The sequence below is a fragment of the Lutibacter sp. genome, from assembly GCF_030692605.1.
Taxonomy (GTDB): domain Bacteria; phylum Bacteroidota; class Bacteroidia; order Flavobacteriales; family Flavobacteriaceae; genus Lutibacter.
The window spans coordinates 24,149-48,280 of the sequence record NZ_JAUYUD010000118.1 but is presented as its reverse complement, the minus strand read 5'-3'; the positions used below and the strand labels follow the sequence as shown (position 1 = coordinate 48,280).

General features: G+C 29.9%; 22 protein-coding genes. 9 read left to right on the top strand and 13 right to left on the bottom strand.

What is annotated here, in order from left to right; all coding sequences use genetic code 11:
- Position 1 precedes the first annotated feature (1 nt).
- Entirely contained in the window at positions 2–637 is a 636-nt protein-coding gene (locus Q8S45_RS12925; protein WP_305605643.1) for an NAD(P)H-dependent oxidoreductase, read from the bottom strand.
- Between the two features lie 104 nt (positions 638–741).
- Here Q8S45_RS12925 and Q8S45_RS12920 point away from each other — a divergent pair, with 104 nt between their 5' ends.
- The gene (locus tag Q8S45_RS12920) at positions 742–2,013 is read left to right on the top strand and encodes a DUF2851 family protein (protein ID WP_305605640.1); all 1,272 of its coding nucleotides are present in this window, start codon (positions 742–744) and stop codon (positions 2,011–2,013) included.
- On the opposite strand, the gene Q8S45_RS12915 is transcribed toward Q8S45_RS12920, so the two are convergent.
- The 7 genes from Q8S45_RS12915 to Q8S45_RS12885 all read right to left on the bottom strand — a co-directional run bounded on the left by Q8S45_RS12915 (position 2,010) and on the right by Q8S45_RS12885 (position 9,761).
- Positions 2,010–2,774 carry an MBL fold metallo-hydrolase gene (locus Q8S45_RS12915; RefSeq protein WP_305605637.1) on the bottom strand — a complete coding sequence of 255 codons (765 nt, stop codon included), beginning with the start codon at positions 2,772–2,774 and terminating at the stop codon, positions 2,010–2,012. The two genes, Q8S45_RS12920 and Q8S45_RS12915, sit on opposite strands and share 4 nt — an antisense overlap.
- Positions 2,775–2,826: 52 nt before the next feature.
- Positions 2,827–3,234, bottom strand: a complete 408-nt coding sequence (locus Q8S45_RS12910; RefSeq protein WP_305605635.1) for a hypothetical protein — start codon at positions 3,232–3,234, stop codon at positions 2,827–2,829.
- A gap of 127 nt (positions 3,235–3,361) precedes the next feature.
- Positions 3,362–5,158, bottom strand: coding sequence for an acyl-CoA dehydrogenase family protein (locus Q8S45_RS12905; RefSeq protein WP_305605631.1), 1,797 nt, complete (start codon positions 5,156–5,158; stop codon positions 3,362–3,364).
- 122 nt (positions 5,159–5,280) lie between these two features.
- Positions 5,281–6,465 carry an acetyl-CoA C-acyltransferase gene (locus Q8S45_RS12900; RefSeq protein WP_305605628.1) on the bottom strand — a complete coding sequence of 395 codons (1,185 nt, stop codon included), beginning with the start codon at positions 6,463–6,465 and terminating at the stop codon, positions 5,281–5,283.
- A 13-nt stretch (positions 6,466–6,478) separates the two neighbouring features.
- Positions 6,479–6,859, bottom strand: coding sequence for a four helix bundle protein (locus tag Q8S45_RS12895; protein WP_305605625.1), 381 nt, complete (start codon positions 6,857–6,859; stop codon positions 6,479–6,481).
- A 36-nt stretch (positions 6,860–6,895) separates the two neighbouring features.
- Entirely contained in the window at positions 6,896–9,295 is a 2,400-nt protein-coding gene (locus tag Q8S45_RS12890) for a 3-hydroxyacyl-CoA dehydrogenase/enoyl-CoA hydratase family protein (RefSeq protein ID WP_305605623.1), read from the bottom strand.
- Positions 9,296–9,308: 13 nt separating this feature from the next.
- Positions 9,309–9,761 (bottom strand): MarR family winged helix-turn-helix transcriptional regulator, encoded by a 453-nt coding sequence (locus Q8S45_RS12885; protein ID WP_305605620.1) that lies wholly within the window; start codon positions 9,759–9,761, stop codon positions 9,309–9,311.
- 124 nt (positions 9,762–9,885) lie between these two features.
- Between Q8S45_RS12885 and Q8S45_RS12880 the strand changes: the two genes are divergently transcribed.
- The 8 genes from Q8S45_RS12880 to Q8S45_RS12845 all read left to right on the top strand — a co-directional run bounded on the left by Q8S45_RS12880 (position 9,886) and on the right by Q8S45_RS12845 (position 19,642).
- The gene (locus Q8S45_RS12880) at positions 9,886–10,578 is read left to right on the top strand and encodes a hypothetical protein (protein ID WP_305605608.1); all 693 of its coding nucleotides are present in this window, start codon (positions 9,886–9,888) and stop codon (positions 10,576–10,578) included.
- A gap of 164 nt (positions 10,579–10,742) precedes the next feature.
- Positions 10,743–11,672: an ABC transporter ATP-binding protein gene (locus Q8S45_RS12875; RefSeq protein ID WP_305605606.1), complete on the top strand. Its 930-nt coding sequence runs from the start codon at positions 10,743–10,745 to the stop codon at positions 11,670–11,672.
- Positions 11,673–11,681: 9 nt separating this feature from the next.
- Positions 11,682–12,995, top strand: a complete 1,314-nt coding sequence (locus Q8S45_RS12870; RefSeq protein WP_305605603.1) for an ABC transporter permease — start codon at positions 11,682–11,684, stop codon at positions 12,993–12,995.
- Between the two features lie 116 nt (positions 12,996–13,111).
- Entirely contained in the window at positions 13,112–14,275 is a 1,164-nt protein-coding gene (locus tag Q8S45_RS12865) for a sigma-54 dependent transcriptional regulator (RefSeq protein ID WP_305605600.1), read from the top strand.
- Positions 14,276–14,328: 53 nt separating this feature from the next.
- The gene (locus Q8S45_RS12860; RefSeq protein WP_305605596.1) at positions 14,329–15,177 is read left to right on the top strand and encodes a PPK2 family polyphosphate kinase; all 849 of its coding nucleotides are present in this window, start codon (positions 14,329–14,331) and stop codon (positions 15,175–15,177) included.
- Positions 15,178–15,344: 167 nt separating this feature from the next.
- A complete protein-coding gene (locus Q8S45_RS12855; protein ID WP_305605593.1) occupies positions 15,345–16,163 on the top strand; it encodes a 3'-5' exonuclease in 819 nt (272 codons plus the stop codon).
- A 1-nt stretch (position 16,164) separates the two neighbouring features.
- Positions 16,165–16,659 (top strand): ABC transporter ATPase, encoded by a 495-nt coding sequence (locus tag Q8S45_RS12850; protein WP_305605590.1) that lies wholly within the window; start codon positions 16,165–16,167, stop codon positions 16,657–16,659.
- Positions 16,660–16,723: 64 nt separating this feature from the next.
- A complete protein-coding gene (locus Q8S45_RS12845; protein WP_305605588.1) occupies positions 16,724–19,642 on the top strand; it encodes a glycoside hydrolase family 3 N-terminal domain-containing protein in 2,919 nt (972 codons plus the stop codon).
- Here Q8S45_RS12845 and Q8S45_RS12840 read toward each other — a convergent pair.
- The 5 genes from Q8S45_RS12840 to Q8S45_RS12820 are packed head-to-tail and all read right to left on the bottom strand — an operon-like array spanning position 19,632 to position 24,125.
- Complete coding sequence (locus tag Q8S45_RS12840) at positions 19,632–20,684, bottom strand: 1-acyl-sn-glycerol-3-phosphate acyltransferase (RefSeq protein WP_305605585.1); 1,053 nt, start codon at positions 20,682–20,684, stop codon at positions 19,632–19,634. The genes Q8S45_RS12845 and Q8S45_RS12840 overlap by 11 nt on opposite strands.
- 3 nt (positions 20,685–20,687) lie before the next feature.
- Positions 20,688–21,593, bottom strand: coding sequence for a bile acid:sodium symporter family protein (locus Q8S45_RS12835; protein WP_305605582.1), 906 nt, complete (start codon positions 21,591–21,593; stop codon positions 20,688–20,690).
- 8 nt (positions 21,594–21,601) lie between these two features.
- Complete coding sequence (locus Q8S45_RS12830) at positions 21,602–22,294, bottom strand: DUF4159 domain-containing protein (RefSeq protein WP_305605580.1); 693 nt, start codon at positions 22,292–22,294, stop codon at positions 21,602–21,604.
- A gap of 5 nt (positions 22,295–22,299) precedes the next feature.
- Positions 22,300–23,007: a 16S rRNA (uracil(1498)-N(3))-methyltransferase gene (locus tag Q8S45_RS12825; RefSeq protein WP_305605577.1), complete on the bottom strand. Its 708-nt coding sequence runs from the start codon at positions 23,005–23,007 to the stop codon at positions 22,300–22,302.
- The gene (locus Q8S45_RS12820) at positions 23,007–24,125 is read right to left on the bottom strand and encodes a GTP cyclohydrolase (RefSeq protein ID WP_305605575.1); all 1,119 of its coding nucleotides are present in this window, start codon (positions 24,123–24,125) and stop codon (positions 23,007–23,009) included. The genes Q8S45_RS12825 and Q8S45_RS12820 overlap by 1 nt, the downstream gene beginning before the upstream one ends.
- Between the last annotated feature and the right edge of the window lie 7 nt (positions 24,126–24,132).

The following is a 24,132-nucleotide window of genomic DNA, read 5'->3' as shown; positions in this document are numbered from 1 at the left end:
TTTATTCTTTTATTTCTATTATAGTTTCTTTTATAGATTTTCTTACTTTTTTCATAGTACTCATAATGTCATCTTCAGCTCTGTAACCAATAGGTAACATCAAAACAGATTGCAAATTTATTTTATTTAATTGAAGAAGTTCATCTATTTTACTTGGAATAAATCCTTCTATTGGACAAGCATCTATTTTTTCTAACGCACAAACAGTCATTAAATTACCCAAAGCAATATAAGTTTGAAAAATGGCCGATTGTTGTTTTTCCTGTAAACTTTTGTTTTCATACATTTCAATCAATTGCTTTCTAAAAGTAGCAACTACATCTTCATCAATTTCTCTAACTTTCTTTTCTAAATCAAAATAAGCATTAATATCTTTGGATGTGGTATCTTTTTCAATACACAAAATTAGTACATGCGAAGCGTCAGCAACTTGTCTTTGAAAATAAGAATGTGCAACAAATTTTTCTTGAAGTTCTTCATTTTGAACAACAATCATTTTTATAGGTTGTAATCCAAAAGAAGTTGGTGTTAAATTGAAGGCCTCTTTTAAAAGTTCAATTTTGGCAGATGATATTTTTTTTAAAGGATCAAATTTTTTTGTGGCATATCTCCAATTTAAACTTTCAATTACATTCATTTTCAATATAAATTTATTTTACAAAATTACTTAAAAATAAAGAATTTTAATGCGAATTTTTTTTATTTATTACGTTTTTGTACCTTTAATTTACAAATAATGCTATGAAAGAAAGTTTACTTCAATTTATTTGGAAACTTAAGTTGTTTTCAATTACTAAATTATGTGGTTCTAAAAGTGAATTAATCGAAATTGTATCAGTCGGTTTAGAAAATACCAATGCTGGCCCCGATTTTTTAAATGCAAAAATTAGAATAAATGGGCAACTTTGGGCTGGAAATGTAGAAATTCATGTGAAATCTTCAGATTGGTACGCACATTCCCATGAGGCCGATTCAAATTATGATGCTGTAATTTTGCATGTAGTTTGGGAAAATGATATGGAAATATTTAATACATCCAATAAGTCAATTCCAACCATTGAATTAAAACATTTTATTTTACCAAGGGTATTAACAAATTATCAAATTCTTTTTGAAAAGAAAAAAGAGTGGATTAACTGCGAAAAAAGTATAAAGGAAATTGATAATTTAGTTTTGTATAATTGGTTGGAGCGGATGTATTTTGAGCGTTTGGAGCTCAAAGAAAAGGAAGTCAAAATTATTTTTGATAATTCGAATTCAAATTGGGAAGAAACACTTTTTATATTATTAGCTAAAAATTTTGGATTAAAAATTAATGCGGAAGCATTTTTTCAACTTGCCAATTCAACCGATTTTTCAATTGTTCGTAAGGTTTCATCAAATTTAGTAGAATTTGAGGCATTACTTTTTGGTCAAGCTGGAATGTTATCAAATAAAAAGGAATCAGAATATTATAATTTGTTACAAAAGGAATATCATTATTTAAAGACAAAATTTTTGTTGCATTCAATTGTTGGTTCGCAAATTCAATTTTTTAGGTTAAGACCAAGTAATTTTCCAACCATAAGGTTAGCTCAGTTAGCCATGTTGTATCATTTACATCAAAACTTGTTTTCAAAATTAATGGAAGCAAAAAATGGAGAAGATTTTTATACCATTTTTAATATTAGAACCAGTGATTTTTGGGAAAACCATTTTACCTTTGAAAAGGAATCTAAAAAAACAGTTAAAAAATTATCTAAGTCATTTATAGATTTGATTATTATTAATACAATTCTACCTATAAAATTAATGTATTTGAAACAGAGAGGAGTTGATGATGCAGGTGCTATTTTAGAAATTATAGAAACGTTAAAACCTGAGAAAAACACCATTGTATCCAATTTTGAAAAAATAGGAGTAACTGTAAAATCTGCTTTTGAAACACAAGCCTTATTGCAATTAAAAAACGAATACTGTACTAAACAGCAATGCTTAAAATGTATGGTTGGGAAAGAGTTATTAAAAAATTAATCTTTAGGATACCAATTCTTTAATCGAACCTCAATCTGCTTATTTTCAGACGTTATTAATTTTTTAAACGCTTCAATATCACTCAAACCTTCTGTTCCTCTGTAGTGATAAGGATATACAATTTTAGGTTGAAATTCCAATACGGCACTTGCTGCTTGATCAATACTCATAGTAAAAGGTAAATTCATGCAAATAAAAGCAATATCAATATTTTGTAACATTCGCATTTCGTCTATGTCTTCTGTATCACCTGAAAAATAAACTCGTTTTTCACTATCTATGTCAATAACATACCCATTGCCACGACCCTTTGGATGACGAGAATCTTCAGTTTCAGGTAAATTATACATTGGAATGGCCTTAATAAAAAAGTTGAATCTATGAATAGCTTGCCCGTTATTTAAAATAATAATTTTCGATTTGTACGTTTCTGGTAACTTTTTTGCAACTTCTTGTGGCACAATAAATATTGCGTTAGAAATATCTAAAGAATCTAAAGTAGATTGATGTAAATGATCGCCATGAATATCTGTAATTAAAATAATATCTGGAGCATCAAGGCCTTTATATAATTTTGAGCCTCCATATGGATCTACATAAATGGTTTTTTGTTTGTAGGTTAAAACAGCACTTCCATGTAAAATGGGCTGAATAGTTAGGTTACCTTTATTAGTTTTAAAATGGTCGATATTTGAATTTTGACCAAAACTTAAAGTGCCTATTAACAAGGTGAGAGCTATCGATAAAACATGAAATTTCATTCAAAAAATATTAGATTGGGATAAATATACAATTTATTTATAATGTATAGTTTTAATATGCTTTTGGTTTATAATAGTCTTTTACCCAAGCAACTAATTGGTTTTGAGTGAGTAATTCAGCATTGAAAATACCTTTTAGTTTTGGCTCTAAACGTTTGTTATTCACTATTTCTTTTCCTAATTGATTTTTAATAAGAGATGGGCCAAAAAGAATTACAGATTCGCATTCTTCAATTTCTGCTACTATTTTTTTAAAATATAGATTTGTCAGATTAATTCGTTTATTTTCTCTATTTTTTTCATAGGTCATATATTGATTTCCAAACCTTCCAAATTTTTTTGATTCACCAGCTTCACGTTCTCGAAATTCGATTTCTGAAGCAATTGTTTTAATATCCCCTAATTTATTGATTACAAATGCCTGGGAAGTATCTAACCAAATTCCAATATTATTTTTCATAAATTAAAATTATATAATTAAATTAATGGGGTAATTTATTTGGCTGCTAATTGACACATAAAGTTACAAAAAAAAATGTTGTAACCTTTAAAGGCTACAACATTTTTTACTATTATTTAAAATGGTATTAGAAACAATACTTATTTTCTGAAGTAATTTTTTCTGAAATTACTTTACGCAACTTAATTGGATTTGGGTTGTTTGTGTATTTTGTAAATCGTTTTAGGCCCATTAACATAACACGCTGCTCATCTCCTTCAGCAAAAGAAAAGATTGCTTCTCGTCCCTTAGAATTCACTTTTTCTACAGCATTGAATAAGTTAAGTTGCGCCATTGCAATTTGAGGTAAACATGTTTCTTTTGAAGTTTTTGAAATTAGTTTCTCTGTTCTTAAAATAGCGGATTCTGCCATATAAATTTCAATCATCATTTCTGCTGCAGACATTACTAATTGTTGTTGAGATGCTAATTCCATACCATAGGTTTGAACCGCTTTTCCAGTAACCATTAAAAATGCTTTTTTAAGTTTTGCAATAATATCTTTTTCTTCCGAAAATAACACTTCATAATCTGGTGTTTCAAAAGAAGGAATACCGAGCAAACTATTACCCACTTCCATTGCAGGGCCCATTAAATCAATTTCCCCTTGCATGGCTCTTTTTAAAAGCATACTAACAGAAAGCAATCGGTTAATTTCATTGGTACCTTCATAGATTCTTGCAATACGGGCATCGCGCCACGCAGATTCCATTGGTGTATCTTCTGAGAACCCCATTCCACCAAATATTTGAATTCCTTCATCGGCCACATATTGAATTGCTTCCGAACCAAATACTTTTAATAGCGCACATTCAATTGCAAACTCTTCAATACCTTTTAATTCTGCTTCTTGATGCGATAATCCTTCTGTTTGTAAAGCATTGATTTTATTTTGAATATCTCTTGCAGCTCTATAGTTTGCAGATTCACTACTGTATATTTTTGTAGCCATTTCTGCAATTTTGTATTTTATAGCTCCAAATTGAGCAATTGGAGTATTAAATTGAATTCTCTCGTTTGCATATTTAATCGATTCGGTAATTGTTCTTCTGCCAGCCTCTAAACAAGCAACACTAAGTTTGATTCTTCCAACATTTAAAGAGTTTAATGCTATTTTAAATCCATCTCCTCTTTTTGCCAACATATTTTCGACTGGAATTTTTGTTTCATTGAAGAATACTTGACGCGTTGATGAAGACCTAATTCCTAATTTATTTTCTTCTTCGCCTAAAGTTACTCCATTAGGTTGGTTACCGTCGTATTCTAAAATAAAAGCGGTAATGTTTTTATCGTTTTCAATACGTGCAAAAACGATCATTAAACTGCAAAAACCAGCATTGCTAATCCACATTTTTTGACCTGTAATTGAATAGTATTTTCCATCTTCAGAAAGTACTGCTTTTGTTTTACCAGAATTTGCATCGCTACCAGCTCCAGGTTCTGTTAAACAATAAGCGCCAAACCACTCTCCACTTGCTAATTTTGGAATGTATTGTTGTTTTTGTGTTTCTGTTCCGTAAAATAAAATGGGCATTGTTCCAATACCTGTATGTGCTCCATATGCCGTTGAAATAGAACCAGATGCGCCAGAAATATAATCACAAACTAACATTGATGATACAAAACCCATTCCCATTCCGCCATATTCTGTTGGAACTGAAACTCCTAAGAATCCCATTTCTCCAGCTTTGGTCATTATTTCTTCTGTAAACTTGTAATCTTTTTTCTCAAGTCGATCTTTAAATGGCCAAACTTCTCGATCGATAAAATCTTGAATAGCCTCTTTCATCATTAATTGCTCTTCATTAAAATCTTCTGGGATAAAAATTGATCCGCTTTCGGTTTCTTTAATTAAGAATTCGCCACCTTTAATATTGTTTTCCATTTTTTAGCCCTCTTTTAACCCTTGAAGGGAATTTAACTACCAGAGGAAAGTAGGTTTTAATGTTTAACTTTTAATTTATTGTATATTTTTCAAACCTTTTCAAGGAAGGTTTTAAAGAAATCTTATTTTAAAAATTCATAAACTCCAGCAGCTCCTTGTCCTGTTCCAACACACATAGTAACAATACCGTACTTGCTTTTTCTTCTTCGCATTTCATTAAATAATTGAACAGATAATTTGGCTCCAGTACAACCAAGCGGGTGACCTAATGAAATTGCTCCACCATTTACATTTACAATATCTTGGTTGATATTTAACTCTCTCATTACTGCTAATGACTGAGAGGCAAAAGCCTCATTTAATTCAATTAAATCAATGTCGTTCAGCGTTAAATTTGCTTGTTTTAAAGCTTTTGGAATTGCCTTAACAGGGCCAATTCCCATAATACGTGGTTCAACACCCACTGCTGCAAATGACACCAATCTGGCAATTGGTTCAAGATTTAATTCTTTCACCATTTCTTCGCTCATAATTAGTACAAAAGCCGCACCATCACTCATTTGTGATGAGTTCCCTGCTGTTACGGTTCCGTCTAAAGCAAAAACAGGACGCAATTTTGCCAGCGCTTCTATTGAAGTTCCTTTTCTTGGACCTTCATCAACTGAAACTGTATAATTTTTAGTTTGTTTTTTACCGTTTTCGTCTAAAAATATATTCTCAACAGTTATAGGAACTATATCAACATCAAATTTATTATCAGCTTGGGCTTGTAGTGCTTTCATATGTGATTTGAAAGAAAATTCATCTTGATCTTCACGAGAAATGTTGAATTGTTTTGCAACAGCTTCGGCCGTTAATCCCATTCCCCAGTAATAATCTTCGTGCCCTTCTTTGGCAGACTTATAATTTGGAACTGGTCTGTAACCACCCATTGGAATATAACTCATACTTTCGACACCTCCTGCAATAATGCAATCTGCCATTCCCGATTGGATTTTGGCTGTAGCTATACTAATTGTTTCTATACCAGAAGCACAATAACGATTAACCGTCATACCTGCCACATCATCAATTTTTAATCCCATTAATGAAATTAATCGTCCCATATTTAGTCCTTGTTCGGCTTCTGGCATGGCGTTTCCAACAATTACATCATCTATTCTTTTTTTATCTAATTGAGGAAAATCCTTTAATAGATGTTCAATTGTTTCAGCGGCCAATTCATCAGGTCTTTTAAACCTAAAAACTCCTTTTGGGGCTTTCCCAACTGCTGTTCTATATCCTTGTACTATATATGCTGTTTTCATTTTAAAATAGATTTTAGATTTTAGATTTGAGTATTGAGATTTTATTTTCTATACTTTTTTGAAATGAGTAATTCATTTTTTGAACTTCTACTATTAAATCTAAAACTTGTTGAATTTTATCTCTAGAAATTAGATTTAATTCAGTAGTTAAAATTAATTGTGTTTGGAGTTCATAACCTGACCCATTTGCAATACTCAAAAAATGTTTAAATTCTTTGTTTGAATTTCTTCCAGCACCTTCAGCTATATTAGAAGGTATTGAAATAGAACTTCTTTTGATTTGAGAAACTAACCCATATTTTTCATCAGATGGTAACTCTGCAACAATCTTATAAACTAACTTAGTAAGTTCCATTGATTTTTGCCATATTATTAAATCTTCAATTTTGTGCATCTTATTTTCTAATTACTCAATACTAATATCTCAATATTAATTACGTAACGGTTTCCCTGTTTTTAGCATATGTTCTATGCGTTCTAATGTTTTACGTTCTGCACACAAGCTCATAAAAGCCTCACGTTCAATGTCTAATAAATATTGTTCAGACACATAAGTTGGTTCGGATAAATCTCCACCTGCCATAACATAGCCTAATTTATTAGCTATTTTTTTATCATGTTCAGAAGCATAATGTCCTTTTTCTAAACTATCTGTACCAACTAAAAACATACCTAATGCTTGTTGACCATAAACCAATACTTTTTCTGGAACAGGTTGGGTATAACCATCTTCGAGCATTTGAATTGCATGTCGTTTTGCTGTTGCAATTTGACGATCTTTATTAACAACAACAATGTCTTTATGTTCTTTAAAGAAGCCTAAATCGTATGCTTCATGTGCCGAAGTTGCCACTTTAGCCATAGCTACATTGATAAAATAATCACGTAATTTATTAAGTTTTACATCGTCTTTTAACAATCCGTCAGAAGCTCTTTTAGTCATTTCTTTTGAACCAGCACCACCAGGAATTATTCCAACTCCAAATTCAACCAATCCAATATATGTTTCAGCTGCAGCTATAACTTTATCTGCGTGCATGCTCATTTCACAAGCACCACCAAAAGTATATCCATGTGGTGTAATTATTGTAGGACAAGAAGAGTAGCGTAAACGCATTACGGTATCTTGGAAAAATTTAACCGAGAAATTAAGTTCATCATATTCTTGCTCAACAGCCATCATAAATGCCATAGCTAAGTTTGCCCCAACTGAAAAGTTTGGACCTTGATTACCAATAATTAGCGCACTGTATTCTGTTTCGGCTAAATCAATTCCTTTATTAATGGCTTGTAATACCTCGCCACCTAGTGTATTCATTTTAGATTGGAATTCAACATTTAAAACACCATCTCCTAAATGCTGAATAGATGCTCCAGCATTGGACCAAATAGTTTTTGCTTCTCTAATATTATTTAAAATAATAAAGCTGTCCTGACCAGGAATTTTCTCTAATTTTTTTGAAGGAATGGCATAGTAATACTTTGCTCCATCTTTAACGGCATAAAAACTATTTGTTCCACTTGCAACCATTTCAGTAATCCAATTGGCAACAGGAATATTTTCGGCTTGCATTAATTCAATCCCTTTTTCTATACCTATGGCATCCCATATTTCGAATGGCCCGTGTTCCCATCCAAAACCAGCTTTCATAGCATCGTCTAATCGGTATAATTCATCAGAGATTTCTGGAATTCTATTTTGAACATAACCAAACATTGCAGCAAAATTCTTTCTATAAAAATCACCAGCTTTGTCTTTTCCTTTGATTAATACTTTAAACCTATCAATAACATTATCAATAGTTTTAGTTAGTTCTAGGGTTGCAAATTTTGCTCTTTTGTTTGGACGATATTCTAATGTATCTAAATCTAACGATAAAATATTTTTTTGACCGTTTTCAACAACCATTTTATAAAAACCTTGTTTGGTTTTACTTCCTAACCATTTATTTTCCATCATTTTATCAATAAAAGATGGAAGTTTAAATAGTTCATGTGCTTCATCGTTTGGACAATTTTCGTAAATTCCATTAGAAACATGCACCAAGGTGTCTAAACCAACAACATCAACCGTTCTAAAAGTAGCAGATTTTGGACGACCAATAACTGGACCAGTTAATTTATCGACCTCTTCTACTGTTAAACCTAATTCTTTTACTTGATGAAAAAGGCTCATTATACCAAAAATACCAACTCTATTTCCAATAAAAGCAGGAGTATCTTTTGCTAAAACCGATGTTTTTCCTAAAAATTTTTCGCCATACATCATTAAAAAGTCGGTAACTTCTTGTTTGCAATTTGGACCTGGAACAACTTCAAATAATTTTAAATAACGAGGAGGGTTAAAAAAGTGAGTAACCGCAAAGTGGTGTTGAAAATCTTCACTTCTACCTTCATTCATAAATTGTATTGGAATTCCAGAGGTATTAGAAGTTACCAATGTACCTGGTTTTCTATACTTTTCAACTTTATCAAAAACAAGTTTTTTAATATCAAGTCTTTCAACTACAACTTCAATAATCCAATCAACATCATTAATCCTTTGAATATCGTCTTCTAAGTTACCCGTGGCAATTCTACCAGCGAATTTTTGATTGTAAATAGGTGATGGTTTAGATTTTAAAGAGGCTGTTAAACTATCGTTAACAATTCTGTTTCTAACTACCGAACTTTCAAGCGTTAGTCCTTTTGCTTGTTCGTCAGGGTTTAATTCTCTTGGAATAATATCTAGTAATAGTACTTCCACCCCAATGTTGGCAAAGTGGCAAGCAATTCCAGATCCCATAATTCCAGAACCAATTACGGCTATTTTTTTAATGGATCTTTTCATTGTTTTATAGTTTTTAATTAGTTGGTTTTTGTTTAAAAATGGATTTTTCTAAAATAAGCTCATTTATAATTTGAGTCACTTCAAAAAAGCACTTTAGTTTTTCTTCAGAAATATTATTTTTCACAGCTTGGTTAAATAAGATTACATGCTCTTTAGAAGTTATTCTACTTTCTCGACCATAATCGGTTAATTTAATTAAGACACTTCTACCATCGTTTGGATTCTTCTCTCTATAAATAGCACCTTTTTCTTCCATACTTTTTAGTATTCTAGATAAACTAGTTGGTTCCATTCCCATTTGTGGGCCTAGTGATGTTGATGGAGTCCCATTTTCCATGTCAATATTTAGTAATACAAAGGCCATAGCCATAGTACTATCGTATTGTGCAGCTTGTTCGTTGTACATTTTCGCAACGGCCTGCCAGGTTGCTCTAAGCACGTGATCTATAGTTTGTTCTTTTTGCATGTTTCAAATATATAAAAAAATACTATGCGCGCATAGTATTTTTTAAAAAATCTAATATTTTAAAATATTTGTTTATTATAAAAAAAAAGGATAAGTTTAAATCAAATAACAAAAGTCCAAATTTATGGGAACAAAAGAGCGAATAGGTAAATTAATAATTCAAGAAAACATTGATACTGTTGATACTAACAAAATTCCGAATACATTTGTAATTAATGTTCCAGATCCATTTGAATCGTATTATTGTCGATTTACAGATATTAATAAACCGGTGTCTATCATATTTGTTACTAAAACACCAAATTCATTTGAAAAAATTTTACGAGTTACACGTACTATTAATAAGGAACATAATCTTAATTTGAATGGTGCCAAATGTGAAATCACCATAAAAAATAGGAAATTGAATGGAGTGCGTATTAAAGGAATAAATAGGTATACTGAAATTGAGCAAATTCAACAATATTATAAGGCGGCTGGATACGATTTTGCAAAAAGCGAAAAATTTAAAGATACCGAGGCACTAATTAGAATAAATAGGTTTTTTGAATTAGAAGAATTGGAAGAAGGTATTTACAAGTCTTTGAATGATACAGATGTGCATTATATTGAAGTGCCAAGATATATGAGTTGGGAAGAGTTTAAAGTGGCAACATACGAAATTAAGCATAATATTAATGATTCGAATTACGATATAGCAAAGGGAATATTATATGCAAATGAAGGTATTACTGAAATTTTACGAATTGTAAAACCAAAAGCAAGCATTGAATTATTGAGAACAATTCAAAAAAAATATATTGAAAAATTAGAATAATACAATGTTTTATAATTTTAATAACCGAGATGATTTTTAACTAAGATTCTCGGTTTTTTTGTTAAATAAAAATGAGAATTATTGGGATTTTTCAAATTTTATAGTGGTTTTAACTGTTTTTAGCTAAATAAAAATTAATTTCGTTCAAAATTTAAAACGCCTTCATGAAACCTATTTTAAAAGTAGAAAACGTTTATAAAACATATGGTAATTATACCGCTTTAAACAATATTTCAATTGAAATACCTAAAGGAAGTATTTTTGGATTATTAGGCCCAAATGGAGCTGGAAAAACATCTTTAATAAGAATTATAAATCAAATTACCTTGCCTGATAGCGGCTCTATTTATTTAGATGGAGAACCTTTAAGTCAAAATCATATTCAATCTATTGGATATTTACCAGAAGAACGAGGATTATACAAAAGTATGACGGTTGGAGAACAAGCATTGTACTTGGCCCAACTTAAAGGAATGTCTAAACAAGAAGCGAAAAAAAAATTACTTTTCTGGTTTGAAAAATTTGATATTGGTAATTGGTGGAATAAAAAAATTCAGGAATTATCGAAAGGAATGGCACAAAAAGTTCAGTTTATAGTAACGGTACTTCACGAACCTAAATTATTAATTTTTGATGAACCATTTAGTGGTTTCGACCCAATTAACGCAAATTTAATTAAAGATGAAATATTGAAATTACGCGAAAATGGAGCAAGTATTATATTTTCAACGCATAGAATGGAATCGGTTGAAGAGTTATGTGAACACATTGCGCTTATTCATAAATCGAATAAAATTTTAGATGGAAAACTGAATGATATTAAACAACAATTTAAAACCAATACGTTTGAAGTTGGGCTGATTACAGATAATGAAGATGAATTACTTCAAGAAATTGGTCATCATTTTAATTTTGAACATTCTTCTTCTAAATTAATATATGCAGATACTAAATTAATTATTGGACTTAAAAATGGAGAAACATCAAAAGACCTAATTCAATTTCTAAATGCAAAAGCACAGATCAATCATTTTTCAGAAATTATACCAAGTGTAAACGATATATTTTTGAAAGCTGTTGCTTCACATAATTAACAATTAACCATGAATAAATTAAAATTAATAGTTAAAAGGGAATTTTTAGCAAAGGTTAAAAATAAGTCGTTTATAGTAATGACTATTTTGAGTCCGCTTTTAATGGTTGGACTTTTTGCACTTATTGTATTTCTAAACCAAAAAAATAGTGAGGAAATTAGAACCGTTGCATTTGTAGATGAATCTAATTTAATGGAATCAGTATTTATTGATTCTGAATCTACAAAATATATAAATTTAACAGAACTGGGTTTAGCATTGGCAAAAGAAAAAACCAATGAATTTTATTACGGACTCGTTTATATTCCTAAAAAAGATAGTTTAAATGAGTTGGCAAGTAGTATTTTATTTTATTCAAACGAATCCCCTAGTTTAAGTTTAGTAGGCGATATTGAACATAATTTAGAGCGTAAAATAAGAGATTTAAAAATAGAGCAACTGCAATTTGACATTGAAAAAATAAAAGCAGCAGAAACGGTGGTTACGGTTCATTCTGAAAATTTTTCGGGAGAAAAATCATCTAAAATGGGGAGTATGTTAAAAATGGCAACTGGAGGAGGTTTTGGATATTTAATTTTTATGTTTATAATTATTTATGGCACTTCGGTAATGAGAAGTGTTATTGAAGAAAAAACAAGTAGAATTATTGAAGTAATTATATCTTCTGTAAAACCTTTTCAGTTAATGATGGGAAAAATAATTGGAAACGCATTAGCAGGAATTTTACAATTTATTATTTGGATGATTTCGGCTGGCTTTTTAATGTTTGCCATTACTTTAATTTTAGGACCAGATGCAACTGAAGTAGCAGCAAACTCAACTCAGATTACAAATGGAGTGGTTCAACAAGTGCAAGAATCAGCCATGAGTGACATACAATTAGCATTGCAAGAAATTAAGAATTTACCAATTCTTACTATGTTTTTTTCTTTTATTATTTATTTTTTAGGAGGCTATTTAATTTACAGTTCTATTTATGCAGCAATAGGCGCAGCTGTTGATAGTGAAACAGATACTCAGCAATTTATGATGCCAGTTTTAATGCCATTAATAATTGCTATTTATGTTGGTTTTTCGGTTATTGAAAATCCGCATGGACCTATTGCTTTAGGGTTTTCATTATTTCCCTTAACTTCGCCAATAGTAATGTTAATGCGTATTCCATTTGGGGTACCATGGTGGCAAATAGCAGTTTCAATGTTTTTGTTAATTATAACATTTATTGGTATTGTTTGGTTTGCCGCTAAAATTTATAGAGTTGGTATTTTAATGTATGGTAAAAAACCAACGTATAAAGAATTATATAAATGGTTGAAATATTAGGCTCTGATTTACGATATACGATTTTTGATTTACGATTTAAAGGTTAAAAGATAAACTGAGAACATAAAAAATGGAGGTATTTATTTCCTCTTTCTTTTCTCAAAAAAAATATAAAAATGCCAAAAATATTAATAATTGAAGACGAAGCTGCAATTCGCAGGGTATTAAAAAAAATAATTTCTGAAGAAAATGATACCTATTTTGTTGAAGAAGCAGAAGATGGTATTATTGGAATAGATAAGATCACTAAAACCGACTATGATTTAGTGCTTTGTGATATAAAAATGCCAAAAATGGATGGTGTTGAGGTTTTAGAAAAAGTTAAAAAGCTAAAACCTGAAATTCCAATGGTAATGATATCGGGTCACGGTGATTTGGATACTGCTGTTAATACGATGCGTTTGGGTGCTTTTGATTACATTTCTAAACCGCCTGATTTAAATAGATTATTAAATACTGTTAGAAATGCACTAGACCGTAAAGAGCTAGTTGTAGAAAATAAACTTTTAAAGAAAAAAGTAAGTAAAAAATATGAGATGATTGGCGAAAGTGAAGCCATAACTCATATTATATCTATGATAGAAAAAGTAGCTCCTACTGACGCAAGAGTTTTAATAACTGGTCAAAATGGAACAGGAAAGGAGTTAGTTGCGCACTGGTTACACGAAAAAAGCGAACGAACAAAGGCTCCGATGATTGAAGTAAACTGTGCTGCCATTCCTTCAGAACTAATTGAAAGTGAATTATTTGGACATGTAAAAGGTTCTTTTACAGGTGCTGTTAAAGATAGAGAAGGTAAGTTTGAAGCCGCACATGGTGGTACTATTTTTTTAGATGAGATTGGAGATATGAGTCTTTCAGCACAAGCCAAGGTGTTGCGTGCTTTGCAAGAAAGTAAAATTACAAGGGTAGGTAGTGATAAAGATATTAAGGTAAATGTGCGGGTAATTGCCGCTACTAATAAAGATTTGCAAAAGGAAATTTCTGAAGGAAAGTTTAGAGAAGATTTATATCATAGATTGGCTGTAATTATAATTGATGTTCCTTCCTTAAATGATAGAAGAGATGATATACCTATTTTAATTCAATTTTTTGCTGAACAAATTGCTCAAGAACAAGGAGCAATTACAAAAATCTTTTCTCCTCAAGCAGTAAAATTATTACAAGACTATAATTGGACGGGTAACATACGTGAACTTAGAAATGTAGTGGAACGCTTGATTATTTTAGGGGAGAAACAAGTTTCAGAAAACGATGTTAAGTTGTTTGCAAGTAAATAATTTCACATTTCTCAACTATTTTTCTCAAATTTATAGGCTAAACATATTTTTAGATGAACCCATACCAAGTATCCAACTCAATTAAATTAGGTGATTTTTCTACTTCAGAAATTATTGAAAAAGGATCTAAGAAGTTAAAAAAACTAAATAGGCAATTAAGTAAATTGCAAGATGCCATGTATGCCGAGGGAAAATACGCTGTATTGGTTTGTTTGCAAGGAATGGATACTTCAGGAAAGGATAGTTTAATTAGAGAAGTATTTAAAGAAGTTAATGCGCAAGGTGTTGAGGTACATAGTTTTAAAGTTCCTTCTGAATTAGAAAAAAAACATGATTATTTATGGCGTCATTATATTGCATTGCCAGAGCGTGGTAAAATTGGAATATTTAACAGAACTCATTATGAAAATGTGTTAGTTACACGGGTTCATCCTGAATATATTGTTAGTGAAAATATACCTGTTGCAACAAGTGTAGATGTTTTAGATGATGCCTTCTTTGATAATAGAATGGAGGAAATTAATAATTTTGAAAAGCATATTGTAAATAATGGAACCATTATTATAAAATTATTTTTACACTTATCTAAAGATGAGCAAAAAAATAGATTGTTAAGACGACTACGTTTAAAAGAGAAAAATTGGAAATTTTCTCCTGGCGATTTAAAAGAAAGAAAGCTTTGGGATGAATATCAGTGGTGTTATCAAGAATTACTGAACAAAACCTCAACCAGCTATGCTCCGTGGTATATTATTCCTTCAGATGATAAACTGTCTTCACGTGTTATGGTGGCTCAAACTATTGTTGACACGTTAAAAAAATATAATTTTAAAGAACCAGAACTACCTGAAAAGTACAAAGTCGAAATTGGGAATTATAAAAAACAATTAGAAAGTGAATAAGTTAACTAAAATTAGTTGTTAAATTCATTATTGTGAAGTAGCAATTTAAAATATTCCTACTATTCTAAAAACTAATAATTGTTAAAAACTTTAGGAAAACACTAATTTCCTTAAATAAATCCTAACTTTCAAATTGTATCTTTACCAACTGAAAAAGCACATATATTATGGAATTAAAATTAAATAAACCTATTGTTTTTTTTGATTTAGAAACTACAGGAATTAACATTGCAAATGATAGAATTGTTGAAATTTCTATTTTGAAAGTATTTCCTAATGGCACTAAAGAAAGTAAAACATGGTTGGTAAATCCTATTATTGAAATATCTAAAGAAGCGTCTGCTATTCACGGAATTACCAATGAAAAGGTGTTAAATGAACCAACTTTTAAAGAATTAGCTCCTCAAATAAACAAGTTAATTGATGGTTGTGATTTGGCGGGTTTTAATTCGAACCGTTTTGATATTCCATTGTTGGCTGAAGAAATGCTTCGATGTGATATTAATTTTGATATGAAAGACAGAGAATCCATAGATGTTCAGGTAATTTTTCATAAAAAAGAAGAACGAACCTTAAGTGCGGGTTATCAATTTTATTGTGGTAAAATTTTGGAAAATGCACATTCTGCTGAAGCAGATACTAATGCAACCTACGAAATTTTGCTAGCACAACTAGATAAATATCCAGAGTTAGAAAATAATGTGTCGTTTTTAAACGAGTATTCTACTCATTCTAAAAGAGCAGATTTTGCTGGATTTATTCTGTTTGATGATGAAGGAGATGAAATATTTTCTTTCGGAAAACATAAAGGTAAAAAAGTTGTTGAAGTCTTAAATGATGATAAAGGTTACTTTTCATGGATTCAGAATGCAGATTTTCCATTATATACTAAAAAGGTGCTGGGAGAAATTAGAGATAGAGAAAATAAAGATTATAAAGAAAGTACCTTAGACGATTTAAAAAATAAGTTCAACCAAAAATTATAATATGTACGTTAGTTTTTATGAAATGCCAGCTACTTCAAGGGTTTGGATTTACCAAGCTAATAAAGAGCTTGCTGATACTGAAATAAATGAAATTAGTGAAAAATTAATAGTTTTTTTAAATAATTGGAAACGACATGGAGATGATTTAAAAGCATCATTTGCAATTAAATACAATCAATTTGTAATTCTTGCAGTAGATGAAAATATGAATGAAGTATCAGGTTGTTCCATAGACTCTTCAGTTAATTTATTTAAAGAATTTGAAAAAAAATATACAGTTGATTTCACCAATAAATTAAACATATCCTTTAAGAATGCTGAAAATATTAATGTTGTTTCAATGGCAACGTTTCAAGATTTTGTAAAACAAGGAAAAATAAATTCCAACACTATTGTTTTCAATAATATGGTAGCTACAAAACAGGAATTTGAACAAAATTGGGAAGTTATAGTTGCAAATAGTTGGCATAAACGCTTTTTAGTTTCGAAAAATTAATAATTTTAACCGATTTTTTTTTAATAAAAATCTAACCTATTTTAAGAATCAACTTTTGTAATAAATGATTAAAAAATATATAATTCCTATTTTACTGTTAATTGGTAGTTTTGTACAAGCTCAACAAACCAATCCGCTTGAAACTGTTGATGCCGAGGCTCAGAAAACATGGGTTGAATCACATCTAAAAAAAATGACAATAGATGAAAAAATTGGTCAATTATTTATGGTTCAAGCTTATTCGAATAAAGATGAGAAACATCAAAAAGGCATTGAAGAGCTAATTATTAAAAATCATATTGGGGGTTTAATTTTTATGCAGGGAACCCCTGAAAGTCAGGTAAGTTTAACTAATAATTATCAGTCTAAATCTAAAATTCCAATGTTAATTGGTTTTGATGGTGAATGGGGGTTAGATATGCGTTTAAAAAACACCTATCGTTTTCCTTGGAATATGACACTTGGTGCTATTAGAGATGAACAATTAATTGAAAAAATGGGTGCCCAAATTGGCGCGCATTGTAAAAGAGTTGGGATTCATATAAATTTTGCACCAGTTGTGGATGTGAATATAAATCCTGAAAATCCAATTATCGGGAATAGATCTTTTGGTGAAAATAGAGAAAATGTTACTCAAAAAGCATTAGCATTTATAAATGGGATGCAAAGTGAAAATGTGCTCGCCAATGCCAAACATTTTCCAGGTCATGGTGACACAGCCTCAGACTCACATAAAACTTTACCAATTCTAGATTTTGATATGGAACGCTTAGATTCAATTGAAATTTATCCTTATAAACACCTGATAAAAAATAAATTGGCAAGTGTAATGGTGGCACATTTAAATGTAAAAGCGTTAGAACCAAAAACAGATTTGCCAACCTCACTATCTTATAACGTTGTAACTTCATTATTGAAAGAAAAGCTTCAGTTTAACGGTTTAATATTAACCGACGCTCTTAATATGAAGGGAGCTTCAAATTTTGCAAAACCTGGTGAAGTTGATCTTGCCGCATTTATGGCAGGAAATGATATGTTGTTAATACCAGAAGATGTTCCTGCCGCTATTTCTAAAATTAAAAATGCAATAAATAATAATTCAATTAGTATTGAAAGGTTAGATTATTCTGTTCGAAAAATATTGAATGCAAAATACTGGGCTGGCTTAAATAATTTTAAACCAATAGATAAATTGAATTTAGAGAATGATTTAAATACAATTCATAATAGACTTCTTCACAGAGAGTTAGTAGAAAATTCTATCACGTTGCTGAAAAATAAATTAAATATTTTTCCTATTCAGTATTTAGAAAAAAAGAAAATTGCTTTTGTAAAATTGGGTGATGATGATCATAGTGGATTCTTAAAAATGCTTAAAAATTACACTGAAGTTGATGAGATTTCAAATGAAAATTTGGATCAACTTAAAAATGAATTGGAACCATATAATTTGATTATTATTGGCTATCATAAATCAAATGCTACGCCTTGGAAAGATTATAAATTTTTGAATAATGAATTGGTTTTGCTTCAAGAAATTGCTAGAAAAAAACAGGTTATTTTAAACGTATTTGCGAGTCCATATAGTTTACTTCAAATAAAGTCTTTTGAAAATATTGAAGGAGTGGTAGTGGCTTATCAAAATAGTGAAATTGCCCAAGAAATTACCGCTCAAATGATTTTTGGAGCTATAGATATTAACGGTAAATTGCCAGTATCAATTAGAAATGAATTTGCAGAAGGTTCAGGAATTATGTTATCTGGTTTAAAAAGATTGAGTTATGGTTTGCCTGAAGAAGTTTGGATGGATTCGAATAAATTGCAAAAAATTGATTCTATGGCAACCGTTATAATAGCTAATAAAATGGCTCCTGGGTTGCAGGTATTAGTGGCTAGAAAAGGAAAAGTTATTTATAACAAAAGTTTTGGAAATCATACCACAGAAGATTCTGTGAAAGTAGAAAATAATCATGTGTACGATTTGGCTTCGCTCACAAAAGTATTGGCAACATTGCCACTTTTGATGGAGCTGGAAGAAGATGGAAAAATAGAATTAGATAATAAATTAGAGAGTTTATTACCCTTTTTAAAAAGGTCTAATAAGAAAGATTTAACTGTTAAAGAGGTATTGTCACATAATGGAAAATTACAGGCTTGGATTCCGTTTTACAAAGGGACATTAGATAGTATTTCTAAAATGCCATCTGATGAATTTTATGAAAAAACATTTTCAAAAAGGTTTAGTTTAAAGGTTGCGGATAGTTTATTTTTAAAAACAAGTTATGAAAATGTAATTTATAAAAAGATAAAGGAGGAGCCACAACGTGAAGAAAAAGGATACAAATACAGTGATTTAGCATTTTACTTATTCAAAAATTATTTAGAAAATTACTATAATAAAGATTTGGATGAGTTAACTCAAGAACATTTTTATAAAGAATTGGGAGCTTCAAATTTAACATACAATCCTTTAATAAAAATAGCTAAATCTCAAATTATTCCTTCTGAAAAAGACACCTATTTTAGGTATCAAACGTTGCAGGGATATGTCCATGATATGGGAGCTGCTATGTTAAACGGCATTGGTGGACACGCCGGATTATTTGGAAATGCAAATGATGTTGCCAAAATAATGCAAATGTATTTACAAAAAGGATATTATGGTGGTCATAGGTTTTTAAAACCTGAAACTTTAGACAAATTTAATCAACGATATTATGCTGAAGAAGGTGTAAGGAGGGGAGTTGGATTTGATAAGCCTCAACTCGACCCAACTATTAAAGCTACTTGTGGTTGTGTTTCAGATGCAAGTTTTGGGCATAGTGGATTTACAGGAACTTATACTTGGGCAGATCCAGAAAGTGAAATAGTTTATGTGTTTTTATCAAATAGAGTTTACCCAACAATGGATAATACTACGTTGGTTACTCTAAATGTTAGAACGCAAATTCAACAATATATTCAAGATGCAATTATAAAGTAACCTTCATTGTTTTGGTTGAAATTATTCCTAATAGAATTGTTATTAATAAATATATAATAGCAATTTTCAAATTAAAAAAAGCATAAACAAAGGCTGTTTGAATCAAATAAAATATAGGAAAAGCAGTTGCTATTAACGCAAATCTAAACGTACTTATAAATATAATTTCTTTTATTTTAGGTTTAATATACCACCAAATTAGTAAAGGAAAAATACTATTTAATTTAGCAATTAAATGGAAAGGAAACCACCAATTTATTTCAATATTTTTTTTAGTAATTAAAATGGATTTGTCAGGTAAATTAATAACCATTTTATTGGCTTCTTCGGGATTTAAAAAATCGATATTTTGCTGCATTAATTGTGCGATAATTTCGTCATATTTTTTTTTATTTTCAATATGAAGTGTCAATTTTTTTAGCTCATTTTTTACTTTATTAGTAAGTGCTAAAAATCGAATGTCGGGGTTTAAATAATCTATAAACTCATTTGCTAAAATAGGTTTTCCGTAAATTACAGAAACACTACTTGGAAAATTTAAATGAGAATCAAAATTTAGCCCAATTGGAACAATCTGAATTTTTAAGTCGGGGTATTTTTGTAAGGTTGCCAAAACAATTCGTGCAAAACCTTTTTTAAGGGGAATAATTTTACGTGTTAAATGATGTTCTCCTTCAGCAAATATTTCAATCCCTTTTCCTTCTTTTAATAGTTCAACGCATTTTTCAAAAACCTCAACATTATTCTTTATAGTTTTAATTCCATCTCTTAATCTAAAAACAGGAATCATGTTTAAACTTTTCAAGAATGCACTCACCCATTTATTTCTAAAGGCACTGGCTCTTGATAAAAAATAAATTTCACACGAAATTGTTGTAGGAATCAAAAGGGCGTCAATCAATGCATTTTGATGATTTGCAATAAATAAAACAGGACCTTTATCTGGAATATTTTGGGTACCGAAAACAATAATTTTTTTATGAAAGAAAAAAAGTACAATTTTAATATAAAACCGAAATAAAATATAAAGTTTATTATTCATAAATCAGTCGTTAATTTTCTCTCTAGACCAATAACCTGCGATAAGTAATCCTGAAATTATATCCCAAATTGCCCAAAATGCTACTAATAATGCCATACCGCCTAACCCATCAAAAAAACTAAAAATGAGCAATAACCCTAAACCAGAATTTTGAATTCCGGTTTCAATAGCCAATGTTTTTTGATTTTGATAGGATAATTTCATCAGTTTCGCAAAATAAAAGCCTAATGCAATAGCAAGTATATTATGAGCAATAACAAATAAAAATACGTAGTGGATGTAATTTATAAAAATATCAAAATTGTCCGAAAAAGCAATAATTATAAAAGTTATGAAAATAATCAAAGAAATAGGTTTAAGTATTTTTGCTAATTTTTGAGCATACAATGGATTCTTACTTCGAAATAACATTCCTAAAATCATCGGAACACCTAAAATTAGCATCACTAATTTAACCAATTCCCATGGATTCAATTCAATAGTTTGCAAAATTTGCGCTGTTGGAGCATATAAATTCCCCCAAAAATGAAGGTTAAAAGGGGTCATTACTAAACATATGAGCGTTGAAAAAGCTGTTAAACTAACAGACAAAGCCGCATTTCCTTTGGCAAGTTGTGATAAAAAATTTGAAATATTTCCACCAGGGCAAGCTGCAACCATCATTAATCCCAATGCAATACTGGGCATTGGGTTAACAATTTTTATAAAAAAAAATGTTAATAATGGTAAAAGTATGAACTGAGATATAATTCCAGTAATTAAAATTTTAGGGTTTTTAATCAATCGTTTAAAATCATCTAGGGTAATCCCTAATGCAACGCCAAACATGATAATTGCAAGAGTAATATTTAAAACCCATAAACCTTCGCTATTAAAATTTATTTTAAGGGAATCTAAATTTTCAGTCATATAAATTTCTAATTTTTAAAGGCATATTCAACAATATTTGCACCCATTTTCAATGCTTTTTCTCTTGTTTCTGCTGTGTTATTATGAACTATTTCATCTTCCCATCCATCACTCAAATCAGATTCATAATCATAAAAGCAAATCAAACGATCTTTATAAAAGAGCCCAAAACCTTGTGGAGCTTTATTATCGTGTTCATGAATTTTAGGTAAGCCATTGTTAAATTTAAACGTTTGTTGAAATATTGGATGACTTTTTGGGATTTCTTGTAACTCTTGATCTGGAAATATATTTTTAAGTTCCTTTCTAATATATTGGTCCATACCGTAATTGTCAGAAATGTGTAAAAAACCACCTGAAGTTAGGTACAATCTAAGGTTTTCAATTTCGTCTTCAGAGAATAAAACATTACCATGACCAGTCATAAAAATAATTGGATAATTAAAAAGTGCACTACTATTTGCTTCTACAGTTTGTGGATTCTTTTTAATAGTAGTCTGGATGTTTTTATTGCAAAACGCAATTAGATTTGGGACTGCTGTTGGGTTGGCATACCAATCACCTCCACCATTATATTTTAAAATGGCAACTTCTTGAGATAAAACGGAGGAATTTGAAAATAGAAAAAAGGTTATAGAAAAAAGATAAATAGCTAAACTATTGTTTAAAATTTTGAAATAAAAATTTTGAAATGTAGTCATCAAATCTATTCATTTAAAAAAGCAATACTATGCACGGCAACTATACCAGCTGTTTCGGTACGCAAACGGCTTGCTCCCAAAGATACAGGAATATAATTATGTTGCAAACTTTGAAGAATTTCTTTGCTCGAAAAATCACCTTCAGGTCCAATTAAAATAGTAATTTGATTTAGGGAATTTGCAATTGTTTTTAAATTTTGCTTTTCAGCATCTTCACAATGGGCAATTAATAAAGTTCCTTTAGTATGATTAGTTATAAAATTATGGAAATTGATTTGCTCATTTAATTTTGGAAAATGATATTTTAAGGATTGTTTAGCCGCTGAATGAATTATTTTTTCCATTCGATCATATTTAACAATTTTCCGTTCTGAATGATCGCAAATAAGGGGAGTGATTTCATCAATTCCAATTTCAGTTGCTTTTTCTAAAAACCATTCGAATCTGTCGTTTAATTTGGTAGGTGCAATGGCAATATGCAAATAATAATTCCAAGGTTTTTTATGTACTTTAATGTTAATAATTTTAACTACACATTTTTTATCATTCGCAAGTTCTACAATTGAAGTAAATAAAAGTCCAGCACCGTTAGTAATAAAAATAGTATCGCCCTCTTTTTTTCGTAGCACTTTTACAATATGCCTACTTTCATCTTTATCAAAAGTGAAAGATTTAGATTCTTGGTTAATTTCTGTATTAAAAAATAATTGCATTAAATTTCTTTTTTATAAGTACAACGTTTTTTAAATGTAACAGGATCAAAGTTTTTGTAAATTGCTGCAATTGCACTATTTGTTGCAAGTTCTGGAGTTCTAATACAGTTTACAATTTTATTTCGTTCACATGTGATATGAAATTCTCTAAAAATAAGGGCATGTATACCTTTATTTTGAAATTTTGGATGAACTCCTATTAAATAAAGAAGAACATCTTTACTTGTTTTTTTTGCATGTAATAAATGAAATATACCAAATGGAAATAATTTTCCTTTCGCTTTTTGTAATGCCCTAGAAAACGAAGGCATAATTATAGAAAATGCAATAATATTTTCATCTTTATCCAGCACGAATTTTATATATTCAGGGTTGATAAAACTGATATACTTTTTTTTGAAATATTTTTTTTCTGCATCTGAAATTGGAACAAATGAAGGTAAAGAAGCATAACTTTCATTAAACAAATCAAACATTTTATCAACGTATGGGAATATATCTTTTGTTTTTGTAAAATTAAGTGAAGTAACTTGGTATCTCCTTTTAATAATTTCATTAAATTTTTCCAAAGGTTCACGGTCAACATTTTTAAGAAGAAATTTATTTTCTAAATATTCTTTTTCAATTATAAATCCTAATTTTTCAAAATGATCCTTATAATATGGGTAGTTGTACCAAGTTATCATAGAACCGACATGGTCAAATCCTTCTGTTAAAACGCCAACTTTATCTAAGTTTGAAAATCCAACCGGACCTTCCATAAACTCCAAGTTATTTTGTTTACCAATTTCTTCGACCTTACTTAACAACAGTTTAGAAACCTCTAGATCGTCAATAAAATCGAACCAACCAAAACGCATTTTTTTAACTTTTTGTTGGTTAATTTCAGTAAAATTAATAATTGCAGCAACCCTTCCTACAATTTCATTATTTTTTAAGGCAACAAAAAATTGAGCTTGGGCATGTTCAAAAACAGGATTAATAGTAGGATTGAAGGAATCTAATTCATCATCAATAATGGGAGGAACCCAATAAGGATTATTTTTATATAGTTTAAAAGGAAATTTAACAAATTCATTCATTTCCTTTTTAGAACACATTTCTTGTAATACTATCATTTCAATT